Annotated in this window: 15 protein-coding genes; 6 read left to right on the forward strand and 9 right to left on the reverse strand. The window is 69.8% G+C overall.

What is annotated here, in order from left to right:
• Positions 1-97: 97 nt before the first annotated feature.
• The 3 genes from AB0D31_RS05025 to AB0D31_RS05035 all read right to left on the reverse strand — a co-directional run bounded on the left by AB0D31_RS05025 (position 98) and on the right by AB0D31_RS05035 (position 1834).
• Positions 98-673, reverse strand: a complete 576-nt coding sequence (locus tag AB0D31_RS05025; RefSeq protein WP_267053427.1) for a TerD family protein — start codon at positions 671-673, stop codon at positions 98-100.
• Positions 674-837: 164 nt separating this feature from the next.
• Positions 838-1296 (reverse strand): peroxiredoxin, encoded by a 459-nt coding sequence (locus tag AB0D31_RS05030; RefSeq protein WP_362717118.1) that lies wholly within the window; start codon positions 1294-1296, stop codon positions 838-840.
• Positions 1297-1411: 115 nt separating this feature from the next.
• Entirely contained in the window at positions 1412-1834 is a 423-nt protein-coding gene (locus AB0D31_RS05035; protein ID WP_267053425.1) for a DUF3052 domain-containing protein, read from the reverse strand.
• A gap of 438 nt (positions 1835-2272) precedes the next feature.
• Here AB0D31_RS05035 and aceE point away from each other — a divergent pair, with 438 nt between their 5' ends.
• The gene (gene aceE, locus AB0D31_RS05040; protein ID WP_362717121.1) at positions 2273-5002 is read left to right on the forward strand and encodes a pyruvate dehydrogenase (acetyl-transferring), homodimeric type; all 2730 of its coding nucleotides are present in this window, start codon (positions 2273-2275) and stop codon (positions 5000-5002) included.
• Positions 5003-5441: 439 nt separating this feature from the next.
• On the opposite strand, the gene AB0D31_RS05045 is transcribed toward aceE, so the two are convergent.
• From AB0D31_RS05045 to AB0D31_RS05055, 3 genes are all read right to left on the reverse strand, one after another.
• Complete coding sequence (locus AB0D31_RS05045) at positions 5442-5753, reverse strand: DUF4190 domain-containing protein (RefSeq protein WP_362717123.1); 312 nt, start codon at positions 5751-5753, stop codon at positions 5442-5444.
• Positions 5754-5804: 51 nt separating this feature from the next.
• Positions 5805-6188 carry a peptidase inhibitor family I36 protein gene (locus AB0D31_RS05050; protein ID WP_362717451.1) on the reverse strand — a complete coding sequence of 128 codons (384 nt, stop codon included), beginning with the start codon at positions 6186-6188 and terminating at the stop codon, positions 5805-5807.
• Between the two features lie 237 nt (positions 6189-6425).
• Entirely contained in the window at positions 6426-8024 is a 1599-nt protein-coding gene (locus AB0D31_RS05055) for an MFS transporter (RefSeq protein WP_362717126.1), read from the reverse strand.
• Between the two features lie 116 nt (positions 8025-8140).
• Between AB0D31_RS05055 and AB0D31_RS05060 the strand changes: the two genes are divergently transcribed.
• The 3 genes from AB0D31_RS05060 to AB0D31_RS05070 all read left to right on the forward strand — a co-directional run bounded on the left by AB0D31_RS05060 (position 8141) and on the right by AB0D31_RS05070 (position 11272).
• A complete protein-coding gene (locus AB0D31_RS05060; protein WP_362717128.1) occupies positions 8141-8794 on the forward strand; it encodes a TetR family transcriptional regulator in 654 nt (217 codons plus the stop codon).
• Between the two features lie 225 nt (positions 8795-9019).
• Positions 9020-10231 carry an alpha/beta hydrolase gene (locus tag AB0D31_RS05065; protein ID WP_362717131.1) on the forward strand — a complete coding sequence of 404 codons (1212 nt, stop codon included), beginning with the start codon at positions 9020-9022 and terminating at the stop codon, positions 10229-10231.
• A 117-nt stretch (positions 10232-10348) separates the two neighbouring features.
• Positions 10349-11272, forward strand: coding sequence for a DUF4429 domain-containing protein (locus AB0D31_RS05070; RefSeq protein ID WP_362717134.1), 924 nt, complete (start codon positions 10349-10351; stop codon positions 11270-11272).
• Positions 11273-11543: 271 nt separating this feature from the next.
• On the opposite strand, the gene AB0D31_RS05075 is transcribed toward AB0D31_RS05070, so the two are convergent.
• Positions 11544-12572 (reverse strand): aldo/keto reductase, encoded by a 1029-nt coding sequence (locus AB0D31_RS05075; protein WP_362717137.1) that lies wholly within the window; start codon positions 12570-12572, stop codon positions 11544-11546.
• 6 nt (positions 12573-12578) lie between these two features.
• Positions 12579-13049, reverse strand: coding sequence for a MerR family transcriptional regulator (locus AB0D31_RS05080; RefSeq protein WP_362717140.1), 471 nt, complete (start codon positions 13047-13049; stop codon positions 12579-12581).
• 121 nt (positions 13050-13170) lie between these two features.
• Between AB0D31_RS05080 and AB0D31_RS05085 the strand changes: the two genes are divergently transcribed.
• Positions 13171-13989 (forward strand): serine hydrolase domain-containing protein, encoded by an 819-nt coding sequence (locus AB0D31_RS05085; protein ID WP_362717143.1) that lies wholly within the window; start codon positions 13171-13173, stop codon positions 13987-13989.
• Between the two features lie 94 nt (positions 13990-14083).
• Here the strand turns inward: AB0D31_RS05085 and AB0D31_RS05090 are convergent, their stop codons facing one another.
• Positions 14084-14743 carry a pirin family protein gene (locus tag AB0D31_RS05090; protein WP_362717146.1) on the reverse strand — a complete coding sequence of 220 codons (660 nt, stop codon included), beginning with the start codon at positions 14741-14743 and terminating at the stop codon, positions 14084-14086.
• 100 nt (positions 14744-14843) lie between these two features.
• Here AB0D31_RS05090 and AB0D31_RS05095 point away from each other — a divergent pair, with 100 nt between their 5' ends.
• The gene (locus AB0D31_RS05095; protein WP_328313026.1) at positions 14844-16040 is read left to right on the forward strand and encodes a helix-turn-helix domain-containing protein; all 1197 of its coding nucleotides are present in this window, start codon (positions 14844-14846) and stop codon (positions 16038-16040) included.
• Positions 16041-16108 lie beyond the last annotated feature (68 nt).

A 16108-nucleotide genomic window follows, 5' to 3' on the forward strand; every position in this document is an offset into this window, starting at 1 on the left:
CTCTTCCACCCTGTCGGGTGATTGACATGTGATCTTCCGGGTACAGGTCGAGCTCCGCACCACAGAGGGTGCGGCGCCGGACGGAAGAGCGGTCGGCTCAGACGTTGACGCCGAAGTCCTGCGCGATGCCGCGCAGACCCGAGGCGTAGCCCTGGCCGATGGCGCGGAACTTCCACTCCGCGCCGTTGCGGTACAGCTCGCCGAAGACCATCGCGGTCTCCGTCGAGGCGTCCTCGCTCAGGTCGTAGCGGGCCAGCTCGGAGTTGTCGGCCTGGTTCACGACGCGGATGTAGGCGTTGCGGACCTGGCCGAAGGACTGCTGGCGGGACTCGGCCTCGTAGATCGAGACCGGGAAGACGATCTTGGCGACGTCGGCCGGGACCCCGGCCAGGTTCACCTTGATGACCTCGTCGTCGCCCTCGCCCTCACCGGTGAGGTTGTCACCGGTGTGCTCGACCGAGCCGTCGGGGCTCTTGAGGTTGTTGAAGAACACGAAGTTCGAATCGTTGGTGACCTTGCCCTGGTCGTTGGTCAGCAGGGCGCTGGCGTCCAGGTCGAAGTCACCCCCGGTGGTGGTGCGTGCGTCCCATCCCAGACCGACGATGACCGCGGTCAGGTTGGGGGCGGCCTTGGTCAGCGAGACGTTGCCGCCCTTGCTGAGGCTGACTCCCACGAGTCCTCCCAATGGTGTGAGGGGCAAGCTTGGTCAGCGTCCCCGTCGTGCGTTGGCATCGGATCAACGAATGGATCCTAGTGACCGGTTCCCGGGTCAAACAGACGATTCGGCCGAACGCCGACCGGGTGTCGGCCGTGCGCCCGGGCCGGGGGTGCCGCGTCTCAGATGGTGTCGAGCGCCTTGAGGTACTCGTCGAGGTCGCGGGCGTCCGGAAGACCGTTCACCACGGTCCAGCGGACCACACCCTCCTTGTCGATGATGAAAGTGCCGCGCACGGCGCAGCCCTTGTCCTCGTCGAAGACGCCGTACGCGCGGCTCACCTCGCCGTGCGGCCAGAAGTCGGAGACCAGCGGGTACTCCAGGCCTTCCTGCTCGGCGAAGACGCGCAGGGTGTGGATGGAGTCGTTGGAGACGGCGAGCAGCTGGGTGTCGTCGTTGACGAACTTCGGCAGGTTGTCGCGCAGTTCGCACAGCTCGCCCGTGCAGACGCCGGTGAAGGCGAACGGGTAGAAGAGCAGCACCACGTTCTTCTCGCCGCGGAAATCGCTGAGCTTCACGGTCCTGCCGTGGTTGTCCTTGAGCTCGAACTCCGGGGCCTTGGTGCCGACCTCGATAGCCATGGAAACGCCTTCCCTTCACTGGGCCGATCTGGTGACACCCACCCTACGCACCCCGCCATGCACAGGGCCCCCTCAGGCGGATGCCTGAGGGGGCCCTGTGGGGCGTGAGGAGGGATCAGCGCTTGGGGGACTTCAGGCGCGTGCCCGACCAGTCCTTTCCGACGCTGACGCTCTTGGCCGCCGACAGGCCGGCCGTCTGCGCGGCGTCGTTGACGTCGCTGGGCTCGACGTAGCCGTCCCGGCCGGTCTTCGGGGTCAGCAGCAGCACCGCGCCACCGTCCTCAAGGAGACCGATGGCGTCCACCAGGGCGTCCGTAAGGTCGCCGTCCTCGTCCCGGAACCAGAGCACCACGACGTCGGCTGTGTCGTCATACTCCTCGTCGACGAGGTCCTGGCCAATAATGGACTCGATGCCCTCGCGGAGATCCTGGTCGACGTCTTCGTCGTAACCGATCTCCTGGACCACCTGTCCGGGCTCGAACCCCAGCCTCATGGCCGGGTTGGTCCGCTCCTCCGCGTGGTCCGCGGTCGCGCTCACGGCTTGCCTCCTGATCTTGATTCGGTAAGTTCTGCAGCCGCGCGCATACGCGTGGCATGGGGCGTAGTCCACACGGGCGGGACGAATCTCGCAAGTACCCGGCACCCGAACCCGCCCTTTGGGGGCCAGTGTGGCCGTGTTCAGGGGAATCCGCATCCCCGTCGGTGATTCATCCCACACGATTAGTGACTGTTTGTACCGTTCCGTTCCTCTGGGTACTCCATTCGGGGCCGAACACCCTTCGGGAACTGATGGCCGGGTTGAGCGTAAGGTTGCGATTTGGCCCGACCCGTCCAGGCCCTGAGCCTACTTCCTGCTCCGGTGACGGTTACCCCGCGGTTACCTCTTGGTAGAGATGACGTTTGCGCCCCAGCGGTACACGATGGGATGCGGCGCACAATTGGCTGTCTCCGCATCCCCCGACAGTGAAGGAACAGCGTGGCTTCCGGATCCGATCGCAACCCGATCATCATTGGCGGCCTGCCGAGCCAGGTCCCGGACTTCGATCCCGAAGAGACCCAGGAGTGGCTCGACTCCCTGGACGCCGCCGTCGACGAACGCGGCAGGGAACGGGCCCGCTATCTGATGCTCCGGCTGATCGAGCGGGCACGCGAGAAGCGCGTGGCCGTGCCCGAGATGCGCAGCTCGGACTATGTCAACACGATCGCCACCAAGGACGAGCCGTTCTTTCCCGGCAACGAGGAGATCGAGCGCAAGGTCCTCAACGCGACCCGCTGGAACGCGGCCGTGATGGTCTCCCGGGCCCAGCGCCCCGGCATCGGCGTCGGCGGCCACATCGCCACCTTCGCCTCCTCCGCCTCGCTGTACGACGTCGGCTTCAACCACTTCTTCCGCGGCAAGGAGGAGGACGGCGGCGACCAGATCTTCTTCCAGGGCCACGCCTCGCCCGGCATCTACGCCCGCGCCTTCCTGCTCGACCGGCTCAGCGAGCAGCAGCTCGACGCCTTCCGCCAGGAGAAGTCGAAGGCCCCGTACGGGCTTTCCTCCTATCCGCACCCGCGGCTCATGCCGGACTTCTGGGAGTTCCCGACCGTCTCGATGGGCCTCGGCCCGCTCGGCGCGATCTACCAGGCCCGGATGAACCGCTACATGGAGGCGCGCGGCATCGCCGACACCTCCAACTCGCATGTGTGGGCGTTCCTCGGCGACGGCGAGATGGACGAGCCCGAGTCGCTCGGCCAGCTCTCCATCGCGGCCCGCGAGAACCTGGACAACCTGACCTTCGTCGTCAACTGCAATCTCCAGCGCCTCGACGGCCCGGTACGCGGCAACGGCAAGATCATCCAGGAGCTGGAGTCGCAGTTCCGCGGCGCCGGATGGAACGTCATCAAGCTGATCTGGGACCGCAGTTGGGACCCGCTGCTCGCCCAGGACCGCGACGGCATCCTCGTCAACCGGATGAACACCACGCCGGACGGCCAGTTCCAGACGTACGCCACCGAGACCGGCGGCTACATCCGCGATCACTTCTTCGGCGACGACCAGCGGCTGCGCGCCATGGTCGAGAACATGACCGACCAGCAGATCCTGCACCTCGGACGCGGCGGCCACGACCACAAGAAGATCTTCGCGGCGTTCTCGGCGGCCAAGGCCCACAAGGGCCAGCCGACCGTGATCCTCGCGCACACCGTCAAGGGCTGGACGCTCGGCCCGAACTTCGAGGGCCGCAACGCGACCCACCAGATGAAGAAGCTGACGGTCGACGACCTCAAGGGCTTCCGCGACCGGCTGCACATCCCGATCACGGACCAGGAGCTGGAGTCCGGCGCCCCGCCGTACTACCACCCCGGACGCAAGTCCGAGGAGATCCAGTACATGCACGACCGCCGGCTCGGGCTCGGCGGCTATGTGCCGACCCGCGTGGTGCGCTCCAAGCCGCTGGCCCTGCCCGAGGACAAGACGTACGCCGTCGCCAAGAAGGGCTCGGGTCAGCAGTCGATCGCCACGACGATGGCGTTCGTCCGCATCCTGAAGGACCTCATGCGGGACAAGGAGATCGGCAAGCGGTTCGTGCTGATCGCGCCGGACGAGTACCGCACCTTCGGCATGGACGCGTTCTTCCCGAGCGCCAAGATCTACAACCCGCTGGGCCAGCAGTACGAGGCGGTCGACCGCGAACTGCTGCTCGCCTACAAGGAGTCGCCGACCGGGCAGATGCTGCACGACGGCATCTCCGAGGCCGGCTGCACGGCGTCACTGATCGCCGCGGGTTCGGCGTACGCCACGCACGGCGAGCCGCTCATCCCGGTGTACGTCTTCTACTCGATGTTCGGTTTCCAGCGCACCGGCGACCAGTTCTGGCAGATGGCCGACCAGTTGGCGCGCGGCTTCGTGCTGGGCGCGACCGCCGGGCGTACGACGCTGACCGGTGAGGGTCTGCAACACGCCGACGGGCACTCGCAGTTGCTCGCCTCGACCAACCCGGCGTGTGTCGCCTACGACCCGGCGTTCGGGTACGAGATCGCGCACATCGTCAAGGACGGTCTGCGCCGGATGTACGGCCCCGAGAGTGAGGATGTCTTCTACTACCTCACCGTCTACAACGAGCCGATCCAGCACCCCGCTGAGCCGGCCGATGTCGACGTGGACGGCATCCTCAAGGGCATCCACCGCTTCGCCCCCGGCACGGCGGGTTCGATCCCGGCGCAGATCATGGCGTCCGGTGTGGCCGTGCCGTGGGCCGTCGAGGCGCAGCGGATCCTCGCCGAGGAGTGGAACGTACGGGCCGACGTGTGGTCGGCGACCTCCTGGAACGAGCTGCGGCGCGAGGCCGTGGCGGTGGAGGAGCACAACCTGCTGCACCCCGAGGAGGAGCAGCGCGTCCCGTATGTGACGCGCAAGCTCCAGGGTGCGCAGGGGCCGTTCGTGGCCGTCTCCGACTGGATGCGGGCCGTTCCCGACCAGATCGCGCGCTGGGTGCCCGGCACGTACCAGTCGCTGGGTGCGGACGGGTTCGGCTTCGCGGACACGCGGGGTGCGGCGCGGCGCTTCTTCCACATCGACGCGCAGTCGATCGTGCTGTCCGTCCTCACGGAGCTGGCGCGTGAGGGCAAGGTCGACCGGTCGGCGCTCAAGCAGGCGGTCGACCGGTACCGGTTGCTGGATGTGGCATCGGCTGACCCCGGTGCGGCGGGCGGGGACGCGTAGCACTGGCGTGCGGCGGGGCGGGGTGCGGCGGGGTGGTGGGTGCGGCGGGGTTCCTCCCCGGGCCCCATCGCTTCCGCCGGTCCGTCCGTCGGGTGCCCGGGTGAGTGTGGCTGGGCGCGCAGTTCCCCGCGCCCCCGGTAGGCGGGCCCAGGCCCACGTCGTGTGGCTCGGCGGGCCTCGTTGCTTGCGCCGGTCCGTCCGTCGGGTGCCGGGGGGAATGTTCCTGGGGGCGCAGTTCCCCGCGCCCCCGGTAGGCGGGCCCAGGCCCACGTCGTGTGGCTCGGCGGGCCTCGTTGCTTCTGCCGGTCCGTCCGTCGGGTGCCCGGGGGAATGTTCCTGGGCGCAGTTCCCCGCGCCTCTGGCAGGGGGCCGGTGCTGATGGCCGAAGGGTGGCAGTCCCTCGCGGGGGGCTGCCACCCTTCGGTCGTTCACGGCACGGTCAGAAGATGCCGTTGCCCAAGGATGCCGTCGCTATCAGCGCGATGATGGACAGCAGTGTGTCGATGGCTCCGAGGACCACGGCTACCAGGGCCGGCACCGAGCCGGAGTTCCAGCGGCGGCCCATGGCCAGCCAGCCGCAGACGATCGCCACCGGACCGAGCACGATCCCGAAGACGAAGAATCCCGCGACCGCGCAGACCAGTCCGACGATGCCCAACGTCGCGCGGTCCTGCCCGGTCCGGGGCCTCATGCGGTTCCGTGACCGAGGGGTCCTGCGCGTGTGGCTGCTGTGTCCGAAGCCCGCCATCATCACTCCCTGAGGTTGGTCGGCTCGGCCTCCTTGAGACTCGGGTACCACGTCTCAGCTCTCCCACACCTTGAACGCCCGCACGCGATAAGGAACTTGTGGGACCCAGGTCCCACCGCCGGGGTAGGTGTCGAACTCGGCGGTCTCCGCGCACTCCTCCGACTGGTACGTGGTGACGGGCCGCCCCATGCGGTTGGCCAGGGACTGGACGTCGGTGCCCGGGGGCAGCAGGGTGCAGTTCTCGATGTCGACGCGTGTCAGGTCGTACACCTGCCTCGGGCCCTTGAAAGCGCCCTTCGTCCACAGGCAGAGCTCCCCCGGCGCGCAGTCGCCCATGCGTGGGGAAGCGGCGACAGCCGGGGCGGCGGCCGGCAGCAGGAGGGCGGTCGCGGCGAGCAGGGCCGCCGCCGCGGTCCTGGACGTCGAGGTGGTCGTCATTGTGGTCGAGGTCCGAGGTGCCGCCTGGGACGCGGTCGTGGTCCTGGCCGTGGTCTTGGTCGTGGTCCTGCGCATGGTCATCAACCCCCGTGATTTTTTGGATCAGTTGAAATCGGCAACGGCCGGCATCCGCGTGGGGTTCCGGCAGATGGGGGGTGGTGCGCACAACCATCCGAATAGGTGAAAGCCCCGCCGGATCGCATCCGGCGGGGCTTCGGCGTACGGGAGTTGACGGGATCAGATGTGAGCCGCGCCGGCCCCCGCCTCGGCGTTGACACCGCGCTTGGTGAACAGGGCGACCACCGCGGCGAGCACCGCCACGATCCCGGCGACGGTGAACGCGGTGCTCATGCCCGACACGAACGTGTCGTGCGCGACGCCCGCGATCTTGGCCGCGATCTGCGGCGGCGTGCCCGGCTGGACCGGGCCGAGGCCGACCTCGACCGCCTTGGAAGCTTCCGAAGTCTGCCCGGGCGTCATGGGCGGCAGCTTCGCGGCGGCCCAGTTGTCCGGGAGCTTGGAGGTGACCACCGACGACATCACGGCGCCCAGTACCGCCGTGCCGAGCGAGCCGCCGACCTGCATGCCGGCCTGCTGGAGGCCGCCTGCGACACCGGACAGCTCCAGCGGCGCGTTGCCGACGATGACCTCGGTGGCGCCGACCATCACCGGCGCGAGGCCCATGCCGAGGAGCGCGAACCAGATCGACATGGTGGCGGTGCCGGTGTCGATGGTCAGCCGGGACATGCCGAACATGGCGACGGCGGTGCAGACCATGCCGCCGACCAGCGGGATGCGCGGGCCGAGCTTGGTGATCAGCGCGCCGGCGATCGGCGAGGCGACGATCATCATGCCGGTGAGCGGCAGCAGGTGGAGTCCGCTGTCGACGGCCGACATGCCGTGCACGTTCTGCAGGTAGAAGGTGACGAAGAAGAGGCCGCCCATGAAGGCGAACGCCATGAGGATCATCAGGACCGTGCCCGCCGAGAGCGGGACCGACCGGAACAGGCCGAGCGGAATCAGCGGCTCCCTGACCTTCGTCTCCCATACGGCGAAGAGGACGAAGCAGATCACCGCGGCCGCGATGAATCCAAGAGTCCTGCCGCTGCCCCAGCCGTACTCCGAGCCCTTGATGAGCGCCCAGATCATGCAGAACATCGCGACCGACAGCAGCACGATCCCGACGACGTCGAAGGACTTCGGCGCGTTCTCCGCGCGGTGGTCGCGCAGGATCAGCAGGCCGAGGACCAGGGCGATCAGGCCCACCGGCACGTTGATGAAGAAGACCGACTGCCAGTTGACGTGCTCGACGAGCACGCCGCCGAGGATCGGGCCGCCCGCGGTGGAGGCACCGATGACCATGCCCCAGATGCCGATCGCCATGTTCAGCTTCTCGGCCGGGAAGGTGGCGCGCAGCAGGCCGAGCGCGGCCGGCATGAGGAGCGCGCCGAACAGTCCCTGAAGGACGCGGAACGCGATGACGAAGGTGACGCTGTGGGAGAGCCCGATGGCGCCGGACGCGGCGCCGAAGCCGACGACACCGATGAGGAAGGTCTGGCGGTGGCCGAACCGGTCACCGAGCTTGCCCGCGGTGATCAGCGAGACGGCCAGGGCGAGCATGTAGCCGTTGGTGATCCATTGGACGTCCTGGAGCGAGGCTCCGAGGTTGTGCTGGATGGCGGGGTTGGCGATCGCCACGATGGTGCCGTCGAGCGCGACCATCATCACGCCGATGGCCACGGCGAAGAGCGTCAGCCAGGGGTGCCCGCGCAGCCCTTTGGCCGGCCCCGGTATCTCGTCCTGTGGCGCCTTTTCGACGGTGGTCTGACTAGTCATGCGATCGAGGCTAATGTCAGCTACTGACAGTTGACAAACCATTTCACAAGTCGGTAACTGTCACGTTGCTCACAGCTAGACTGAACACGCCACATTGACTGAAAGAAGGCCCTGAAGTGACGGTGGAGCAGCAGCCGGTGGCGTCCACGGGCGGCCTGCGCGAGCTGAAGAAGCAGCGCACCCGAGACGCACTGCTGCGGGTGGCTCTGGAGCTCTTCACCACCCACGGGTACGAGCGGACCACGGTCGACGAGATCGCGGACGCCGTCGACGTGTCGCAGCGCACCTTCTTCCGTTACTTCGCCAGCAAGGAGGCCGTGGTCTTCGCGGCGCAGTCCACGGTGGAGTCCCACTTCGTCGACGCGCTGCGCGAACGGCCGCCCGCCGAGGGCCCGTTCACCGCCATGCGCCGGGCGGCGCTCTCGGCATGGGACACCATCGAGGAGCGCCTGTCCCCCGTGGTGCCGGTCACCCTGTACATGCGGACGTACCAGGTGATCGAGTCGACTCCGGCGCTGCTCGCGGTCCATCTGCGGCGCTCGGCGGAGCTTGAGGAGCGCGTCGCACGGCTGATCGCGGAGCGCGAGGGTCTCGACATCGACGCCGACCCGCGGCCCCGGGTGGCCGTGGCCGCCTTCACCGGCGTGATGCGCGTCGCGGGCGGCCTGTGGGGGCAGGGCGAGGACCCCAGCGTCACGGCGATCCGCGAGCTGACCGCCGCCCATCTGGACCATCTCGGCCCCGCGCTCGCCGACGACTGGCGAGCCTGAATCACACCGTCCGGTCACCGCCGTGAGCCGCGACACAGCGCCGTTCACCGGCATGAGCCGCGACACAGCGCCGTCACAGCGAGGCCACAGCCCCGGCCGACGCCGCGCCGAAATCGTACGGAGCGTGCGCCCGCGCGCGCGGTTGGTGAGACCACTCCCCGCTCAAACGTGATCTGAGTCACTGTCAGCCCAGTGGACCTTCCGGGTCTCTTACTGTGTTCAGCAGTGACTTCCTTCGACTCCTCCCCCACGTTGAACGCCTGGCGCGCGCTCCTCGCGCTCGCCGTCGTGTTCGTCATGCTCGCGACCTCCGGCTGGACGGCGATCCGCGGCCACTCCGGTGACTCCGAGCCCCGCTCCAAGGCCCTCGCCGCCTGGGCGCGCGACACCATAGACGGCCACAAGCTGCCCAAGGCGGACGGTACGGCCCAGCAGCTGGCCCAGTTCTTCGGCTCGATCACCGCCGCCGAGCGCGACCGGCTCGCCGACCGCTATCCGCTGGTCGTGGGCAACCTCAACGGCGCCCCCGTGACCCTGCGCTACCGGGCCAACCGGACCGCGCTGGCCGAGGCACGCACCGTCGAGCAGAAACGTACGGTCGATCCACGGCTCTCCGCCGACGGCCGCCAGGACGCGTCCCGCCGGATGCACCGGTTCGACTCGCTGCTCGACGACGACCGTCAGATCCTCGCCTTCGACCCCTCGGACACCGGCCGGGTCGCCGAGGTCTTCGGTGATCTGGACCGCGCCCAGCGTGTCTCGGTGATCATCCCGGGAGTCGACACCAACGTCCTGACCTTCGAGAAGTCCAGCCGCAAGAACACCGCCCCGGTCGGCATGGCCGAATCGCTGTACGCGGCCGAGCACGCCGCCGCCCCCAGCACCCGGACCGCCGTGATCGCCTGGGCCGACTACACCGCGCCGGCCGGTCTCGGCATGGACGCGGCGATCGGCCGACTGGCCGAGGACGGTGCGGTGCGGCTTTCCGCCATGGTGCGCGCGCTGCCCGGCACCGCGCCGGTCGAGCTGTTCTGCCACAGCTACGGCTCAGTGGTGTGCGGGGTCTCCTCCCGTGAACTGCCGTCCCGCGTCAGCGACATCACGGTGGCCGGCAGCCCCGGCATGCGGGTGCGCAACGCCGCCCAGCTGGGCACCAAGGCCCAGGTCTGGGCGATGCGCGACCGGGACGACTGGATCCAGGACGTGCCGTACCTGGACGTCGCGGGCCTCGGCCATGGCGCCGACCCGGTCTCGGCCGCCTTCGGTTCCCGCGTCCTGTCGGCCGCCGGAGCGATCGGCCACACCGGCTATTTCGAGCCGGGTACGCAGAGCCTCGCTAACTTCGCCGCGATCGGAGTTGGTGCATACCGGACGGTCGGCTGCAGCGCCGCCGACGCCGCCTGCGCCGACGGGATCTCCGACCGGCCGGCGGCCTGACGGACACGATCGCGGACTGACACGCGTAGACACCGCGTGATCGCCCGTAGGGCGACGCGATGACGGGGTTTCCTCCGAGGGGGGACGCGCGGGCGTGCGCCGCCTACGATGAGGCACATGGGTGATGTGCTGGCCGGAATTCATGCCACCTGGGAGTTCGAGACCGACTCCGTGCTCATCCGCTTCGAACGGGGGATCCGTGCGCCGAAGCTCTTCCAGGCGCTGCGCGAACGGCGCATCCCCCACGAAGCGTTGGAGGCGGTGACGCTCTCCCCGGGCAAACGCGGCACGGTGGTGCTGCACGCGGTGCCGAGACCGGGCGCCGATCCGCTGATGGAGGCCGCCGCGGGCCAGCTGAAGGAAGGCTGCGACCCCTACCGCCTGGTGCTGCCGGCCGAACGCGAGATGCTCGCCGAGTACTACGCGGACGAGCTGCGGTCCTCCTTGACGCCGTACGCCTCGAAACCCGCCGACCGTCATCTGGTCGCGGCCCCCGAGGCTCCGCTCCACTTCAAGGCGTACGACGGCAGGGCCGCCTTCGACGGGCGGCAGGTCAGCTTCCGCTGGTTCTGGACGGGTGCGTCGTCGGAGAAGTGGAAGGCCGGCGATCAGACCTTCCCCGTCGCCGCGCTCAGCGGCGTCGAATGGCGCTCCCCCGAAGTCTTCGACGGGCATCTGCGGCTGCTGCGCCGCGAGACGGACCGGCCGGGCGGGGGTGCCGGGCCCGGAGTCGCGGGGCACGAAGGCGCCGGGCCCGCAGGCGCCGGGCCCGCCGACCGTGACCCCGCGTCCGTCGTCTTCGGCCTCGGCTACGGCCCGGTGCACGAGTCGCTGCCCTTCGCCGCGGCGGTCCTCGCGGCCGTACGGGGCGGGGGCGGCAGCCCCTCGATCCCGCACCAGCTGGTCTCCGTACCGTCGGCCCGGCGCGACCCCGCGGACATCGCGGAACGGATCCGCCACCTCGGCGACCTGCACCGGGCGGGCCTGGTGACCGACGACGAGTTCACGGCGAAGAAGGCGGAGCTGCTGGCGGAGCTGTAGGGGGCTTCAGGGCTGAGCTGCAGGCGGGGCTTCAGGGCTGAGCTGCAGGCGGGGCTTCAGGGCTGAGCTGCAGGCTGGGTTTCAGGGCTGAGCTCCAGGGCGAGGGCGGCCGGGGCAGGCGCGTAGTACCTGGACGAACGCGACGAAGGCCCGCCGGGCAGCGGCCGGGCAGCTCGCGGCGGGCTTCGCGGTCTTCACCCTGGGGCTCGCAAGAGCCCCGGCCCCGGCGTACGGCCCACTGCTCGGGCCAACCCCGGCCTCGCCGTACGGTCTACCCCTCGCGAGCCGCCGACGTGGAGGACATGTCGGGGTAGCGGTCGCCCGCGACCTTGCCCGCGATGGGCTCAAGGAGCACCAGCTCCTCGGCGCTGAGCGTGAGGCGCGTCGCGCCGGCGTTCTCCAGGAGGCGGCTGCGCTTGCGGGTGCCGGGGATCGGCACGACGGTCAGGCCGTGCACCTGGGCCCGCTGCTGCACCCAGGCCAGCGCGATCTGCGCGGTCGTCGCGCCGTGGGCCGCCGCGATCTTGTGGAGGGGTTCGAGCAGGGCCGCGTTGGTGGCGGCGTTGTCGCCGGTGAAGCGCGGCTGGAACTTACGGAAGTCGCCCTCGCTCAGGTCCTTGCCGGCGTCGGCGAAGGCGCCGGTGAGGAAGCCGCGGCCGAGCGGCGAGTACGGCACGAACGTCACGCCGAGTTCGGCGGCGGCCGGCACCGCGCTGCGCTCCACGTCGCGGCTGAAGACCGACCACTCCGACTGGAGCGCGGCGATCGGGTGCACCGCGTGTGCCTCGCGCAGCTCGGCGCCGGTGACCTCGCTCAGGCCCAGGTACTTGACCTTGCCCTCGGCGACCAGCTCGGCCATCGCACCGACGGACTCGGCGAGCGGCACGTCGGGGTTGCGGCGGTGCATGTAGTACAGGTCGATGACGTCGATGTTCAGGCGGCGCAGGCTCGCCTCGACGGCCTTCTTGATGTAGGCGGGGCTGTTGTTGATGCCGCGGTAGTGCGGATCTTCGGCGCGGCGCTCGATGGAGAACTTGGTGGCCAGGGTCACCTCGTCGCGGTGGGCGGCGAGGAACGGCGCGAGGAACTCCTCGTTGGCGCCGGAACCATAGATGTCGGCGGTGTCGATGAGGGTGACGCCCGTCTCGACGGTCGCCTCCAGGGTGTCGCGGGCGGCCGCCTCGTCGGTGGAGCCGTAGAACTCACTGATGCCCATCGCGCCGAAGCCCTGCACGCCGATCTGCGGGCCGTCGGTGCCGAGACGTACGGTGCTGATCTTCTCAACCGGGGTATTGCTCATGGGTGTTCAGACCCTTTCCGACGCCTTGCGGGCATCCGCATAATGGTCGATCTTGTAGTCGAGTACGGCGAGCGTGTCCTGGAGTTCCGCCATGCGCGCGATCACATCACGCCGGGTCTGCTCCAGGAGCTCTTGGCGCGCCTCGAAGGTGTCCGCTCCCTCGCGGACGAGTTCGGCGTAGCGGACCATGTCGGCGACCGGCATGCCGGTCAGGCGGAGCTTGCCGACGAAGGCCAGCCAGTCGAGATCCTTGTTGGTGAACCGGCGCTGGCCGGTGTGCGAGCGGTCCACGTGCGGCATGAGGCCGATCCGCTCGTACCAGCGCAGGGTGTGCGCGGTGAGCCCGGTGCACGCGACGACCTCACTGATCGTGTAGCGGTCCTGGCCCTCGGGGCGTGGGTGGGGCGGCTCCGTCGCGCAGAGGTCCTGCCGGACCCCCGCCGCCACCTTCACCGCCGTGCTGTCGATCACCGTCATGCCTCCACGCTAGAACCTTCGAGTGCACTCCAAGCAAGCCCATTCCGTGACGTTCTCATGTCGTGGCGCTGCCGGGCTCCCGCCACGCGGTCCGTACGCCGCGCCCACTAGGCTCGTACGCATGGAGAGCCTGCGGATCATCGAGACCTGGCCCGTACCGACCGCGGCGGCGGCCGTGGTGCGGGCCGACGGAACGCTTGCCGGCACCCACGGACCGGTGTCCCACCGGTTCCCCCTCGCCTCCGTCACCAAGCCGCTCGCCGCCTACGCGGCCCTCGTCGCGTACGAGGAGGGGGCGATCGAGCTCGACGAGCCGGCCGGACCGCCCGGAGCCACCGTGCGCCATCTGCTCGCGCACACCTCGGGGCTCGCCTTCGACGAGCACCGGGTGATGGCGCCTCCCGGCGACCGGCGGCTGTACTCCAACGCCGGGTTCGAGATCCTCGGCGACCACATCGCCAAGCAGTCGGGCATCCCCTTCGCCGACTACGTACGCCAGGCCGTGTTCGAGCCGCTCGGCATGGCCTCCACCACGGTGGAGGGCTCCCCCGCCAAGGACGGCGTCTCCACCGTCGAGGACCTCGTACGGTTCGCGGCCGAGGTGCAGGCACCGCAGCTGCTCCACCCGGCGACCGTCGCCGAGGCGATGCAGGTGCAGTACCCGGGCCTCAAGGGCGTCCTGCCGGGATACGGCCACCAGAACCCCAACGACTGGGGGCTGGGCTTCGAGATCCGCGGCTCCAAGTCCCCGCACTGGACGGGCAGTTCGTCCTCGCCGCGCACCTTCGGCCACTTCGGCCAGGCCGGAACGTTCCTGTGGGTCGACCCCGACGCGGGCCTGGCCTGCGTGGCGCTGACCGACCGCGCGTTCGGGCCCTGGGCTGCCGAGGTGTGGCCCGCCTTCACGGACGCGGTACTGACCGAGTACATCCGCGGCTGAGCCGCGCCGCCGGGCCGGCCGGTGTCCGCGGGGCGGCTGAGGCTCCACGCCGTACCGGCCGGGCTCGCGCGGGACCACGCCGTACCGGCCCGGCTCACACGGAACCGAGCTCCCACAGCAGTACTTCGGCGGTGTCGTCCGCCGTCACCTCCAGGTCGGCGGCGCCGGTGATCCGCGCGGAGTCGCCGGGCGCGAGCTCCTCCCGCGCCAGGCGGACCCTGCCGCGTACGACATGGACGTACACCCCCGGGGCGTCCGGTACGGCGGTGCGCTCGCCGGGCGCGAGACGGCGGACGTGGAGCATGGCGCCCGCGGGGCGCACCGCGTACGGCGTGGAGTCCGCGATGCCGCGCACGATGTCGTACGCGGGGGTGCCGCCCGGCTTCGTGGGGGCGAGCCACATCTGGAGGAAGACCAGTGGGTCCGGGCCCTCGTTGCGCTCCTCGTGCCGTACGCCGCCCGCCGCGCTCAGGCACTGCACGTCGCCGGGGCGCACCAGCGTGGTGTGGCCCGCCGAGTCGCGGTGGGTGAGCTCGCCCTCGATCACCCAGGTGAGGATCTCGGTGTGGCTGTGCGGGTGCTCGTCGAAGCCGGCGCCGGGTGCGAGGCGCTCCTCGTTGCAGGCGAGGACGGGCCCGAAGCGGAGGTTGTCCGGATCGTAGAACCGGCCGAAGGAGAAGGCGTGCAAGGACTCGATGCCGGCATCCGGGTCGCCGCCCGGGTAGCGTTCGCCGCCGCGCCTGACTGAAATCACGCCCACCACCGTAGACCCGGTGGCGCCGGCCCCGCCCGTTTGTCGCCCGGACTCACCCCGGCCCGGCGAAGAGGGTTCCCGATAAGGCACTCTTGTCCCCGTGCCAGCACCCGATCCCGTACACCCCGCGAAGAATGCCCATCCGCACGCAGCGACCCTGAAGCGACTTGAGCAGTCCTCCGGCCGGCTCGCGGCGAACGCGATCGCCCGCATGGACGCGACGCTGCCGTGGTACCGGGCGATGCCGCCGGAGAACCGCTCGTGGATCGGTCTGGTCGCCCAGGCCGGGATCGCGGCGTTCACCGAGTGGTTCCGGCATCCCGAGACGCCCCAGGCGATCTCGACCGACGTCTTCGGCACGGCGCCGCGCGAGCTGACACGGGCGATCACGCTGCGCCAGACCGTGGAGATGGTGCGCACCACCATCGAGGTCATGGAGACCGCGATCGACGAGGTCGCGGCGCCGGGCGACGAGTCGATCCTGCGCGAGGCGCTGCTCGTGTACGCCCGGGAGATCGCCTTCGCGACGGCCCAGGTGTACGCGCAGGCCGCCGAGGCGCGCGGCGCGTGGGACGCCCGGCTCGAATCCCTCGTCGTCAACGCGGTGCTGTCCGGTGAGGCCGACGAAGGTGCGGTGTCCCGGGCCGCGGCGCTCGGCTGGAACTCGCCGGAGCACGTGTGCGTGGTGCTCGGCACGGCGCCGGACGGCGACAGCGAGCTGACGGTGGAGGCGATCCGGCGGGCCGCCCGGCACACCAAGCTCCAGGTGCTCACCGGGGTGCTCGGCAACCGCCTGGTCGTCATCGCGGGCGGCAGCGACAATCCGCTCCAGGTGGCGAAGGGCCTGATCGGGCCGTACGCGGCGGGTCCCGTGGTGGCCGGGCCCGTCGTGCCGGACCTGCTGGCGGCGACGCGCTCGGCGCAGGCGGCGGCGGCCGGTCTGAAGGCGTGTTCCGCCTGGCAGGACGCTCCCCGGCCGGTTCTCGCGGACGATCTGCTGCCGGAGCGCGCGATCGCGTCCGATCCTGCCGCGCGCGAGCAGCTGGTGGAGGAGATCTACAGACCGCTGGAGGAAGCCGGCTCCGCGCTCCTGGAAACCTTGAGCGTTTATCTGGAGCAGGCGAGCAGCCTTGAGGGCGCGGCCCGGATGTTGTTCGTCCACCCCAATACCGTTCGCTACCGGCTCCGACGTGTGACGGACGTCACCGGGTGGTCGCCGTCCGATGTGCGCTCCGCGTTCACGCTGAGGATCGCGCTGATCCTGGGGCGCTTGGCCGACGGAGATTCGCAGTCCTAGACTTTTGTCGGACACCCACAATTCCCCCGACGGTTCTTCGTCCCTGTCCCCACGGGCGTACCGAGCCG

Source organism: Streptomyces sp. NPDC048361, assembly GCF_040651795.1.
Taxonomy (GTDB): Bacteria; Actinomycetota; Actinomycetes; order Streptomycetales; family Streptomycetaceae; genus Streptomyces.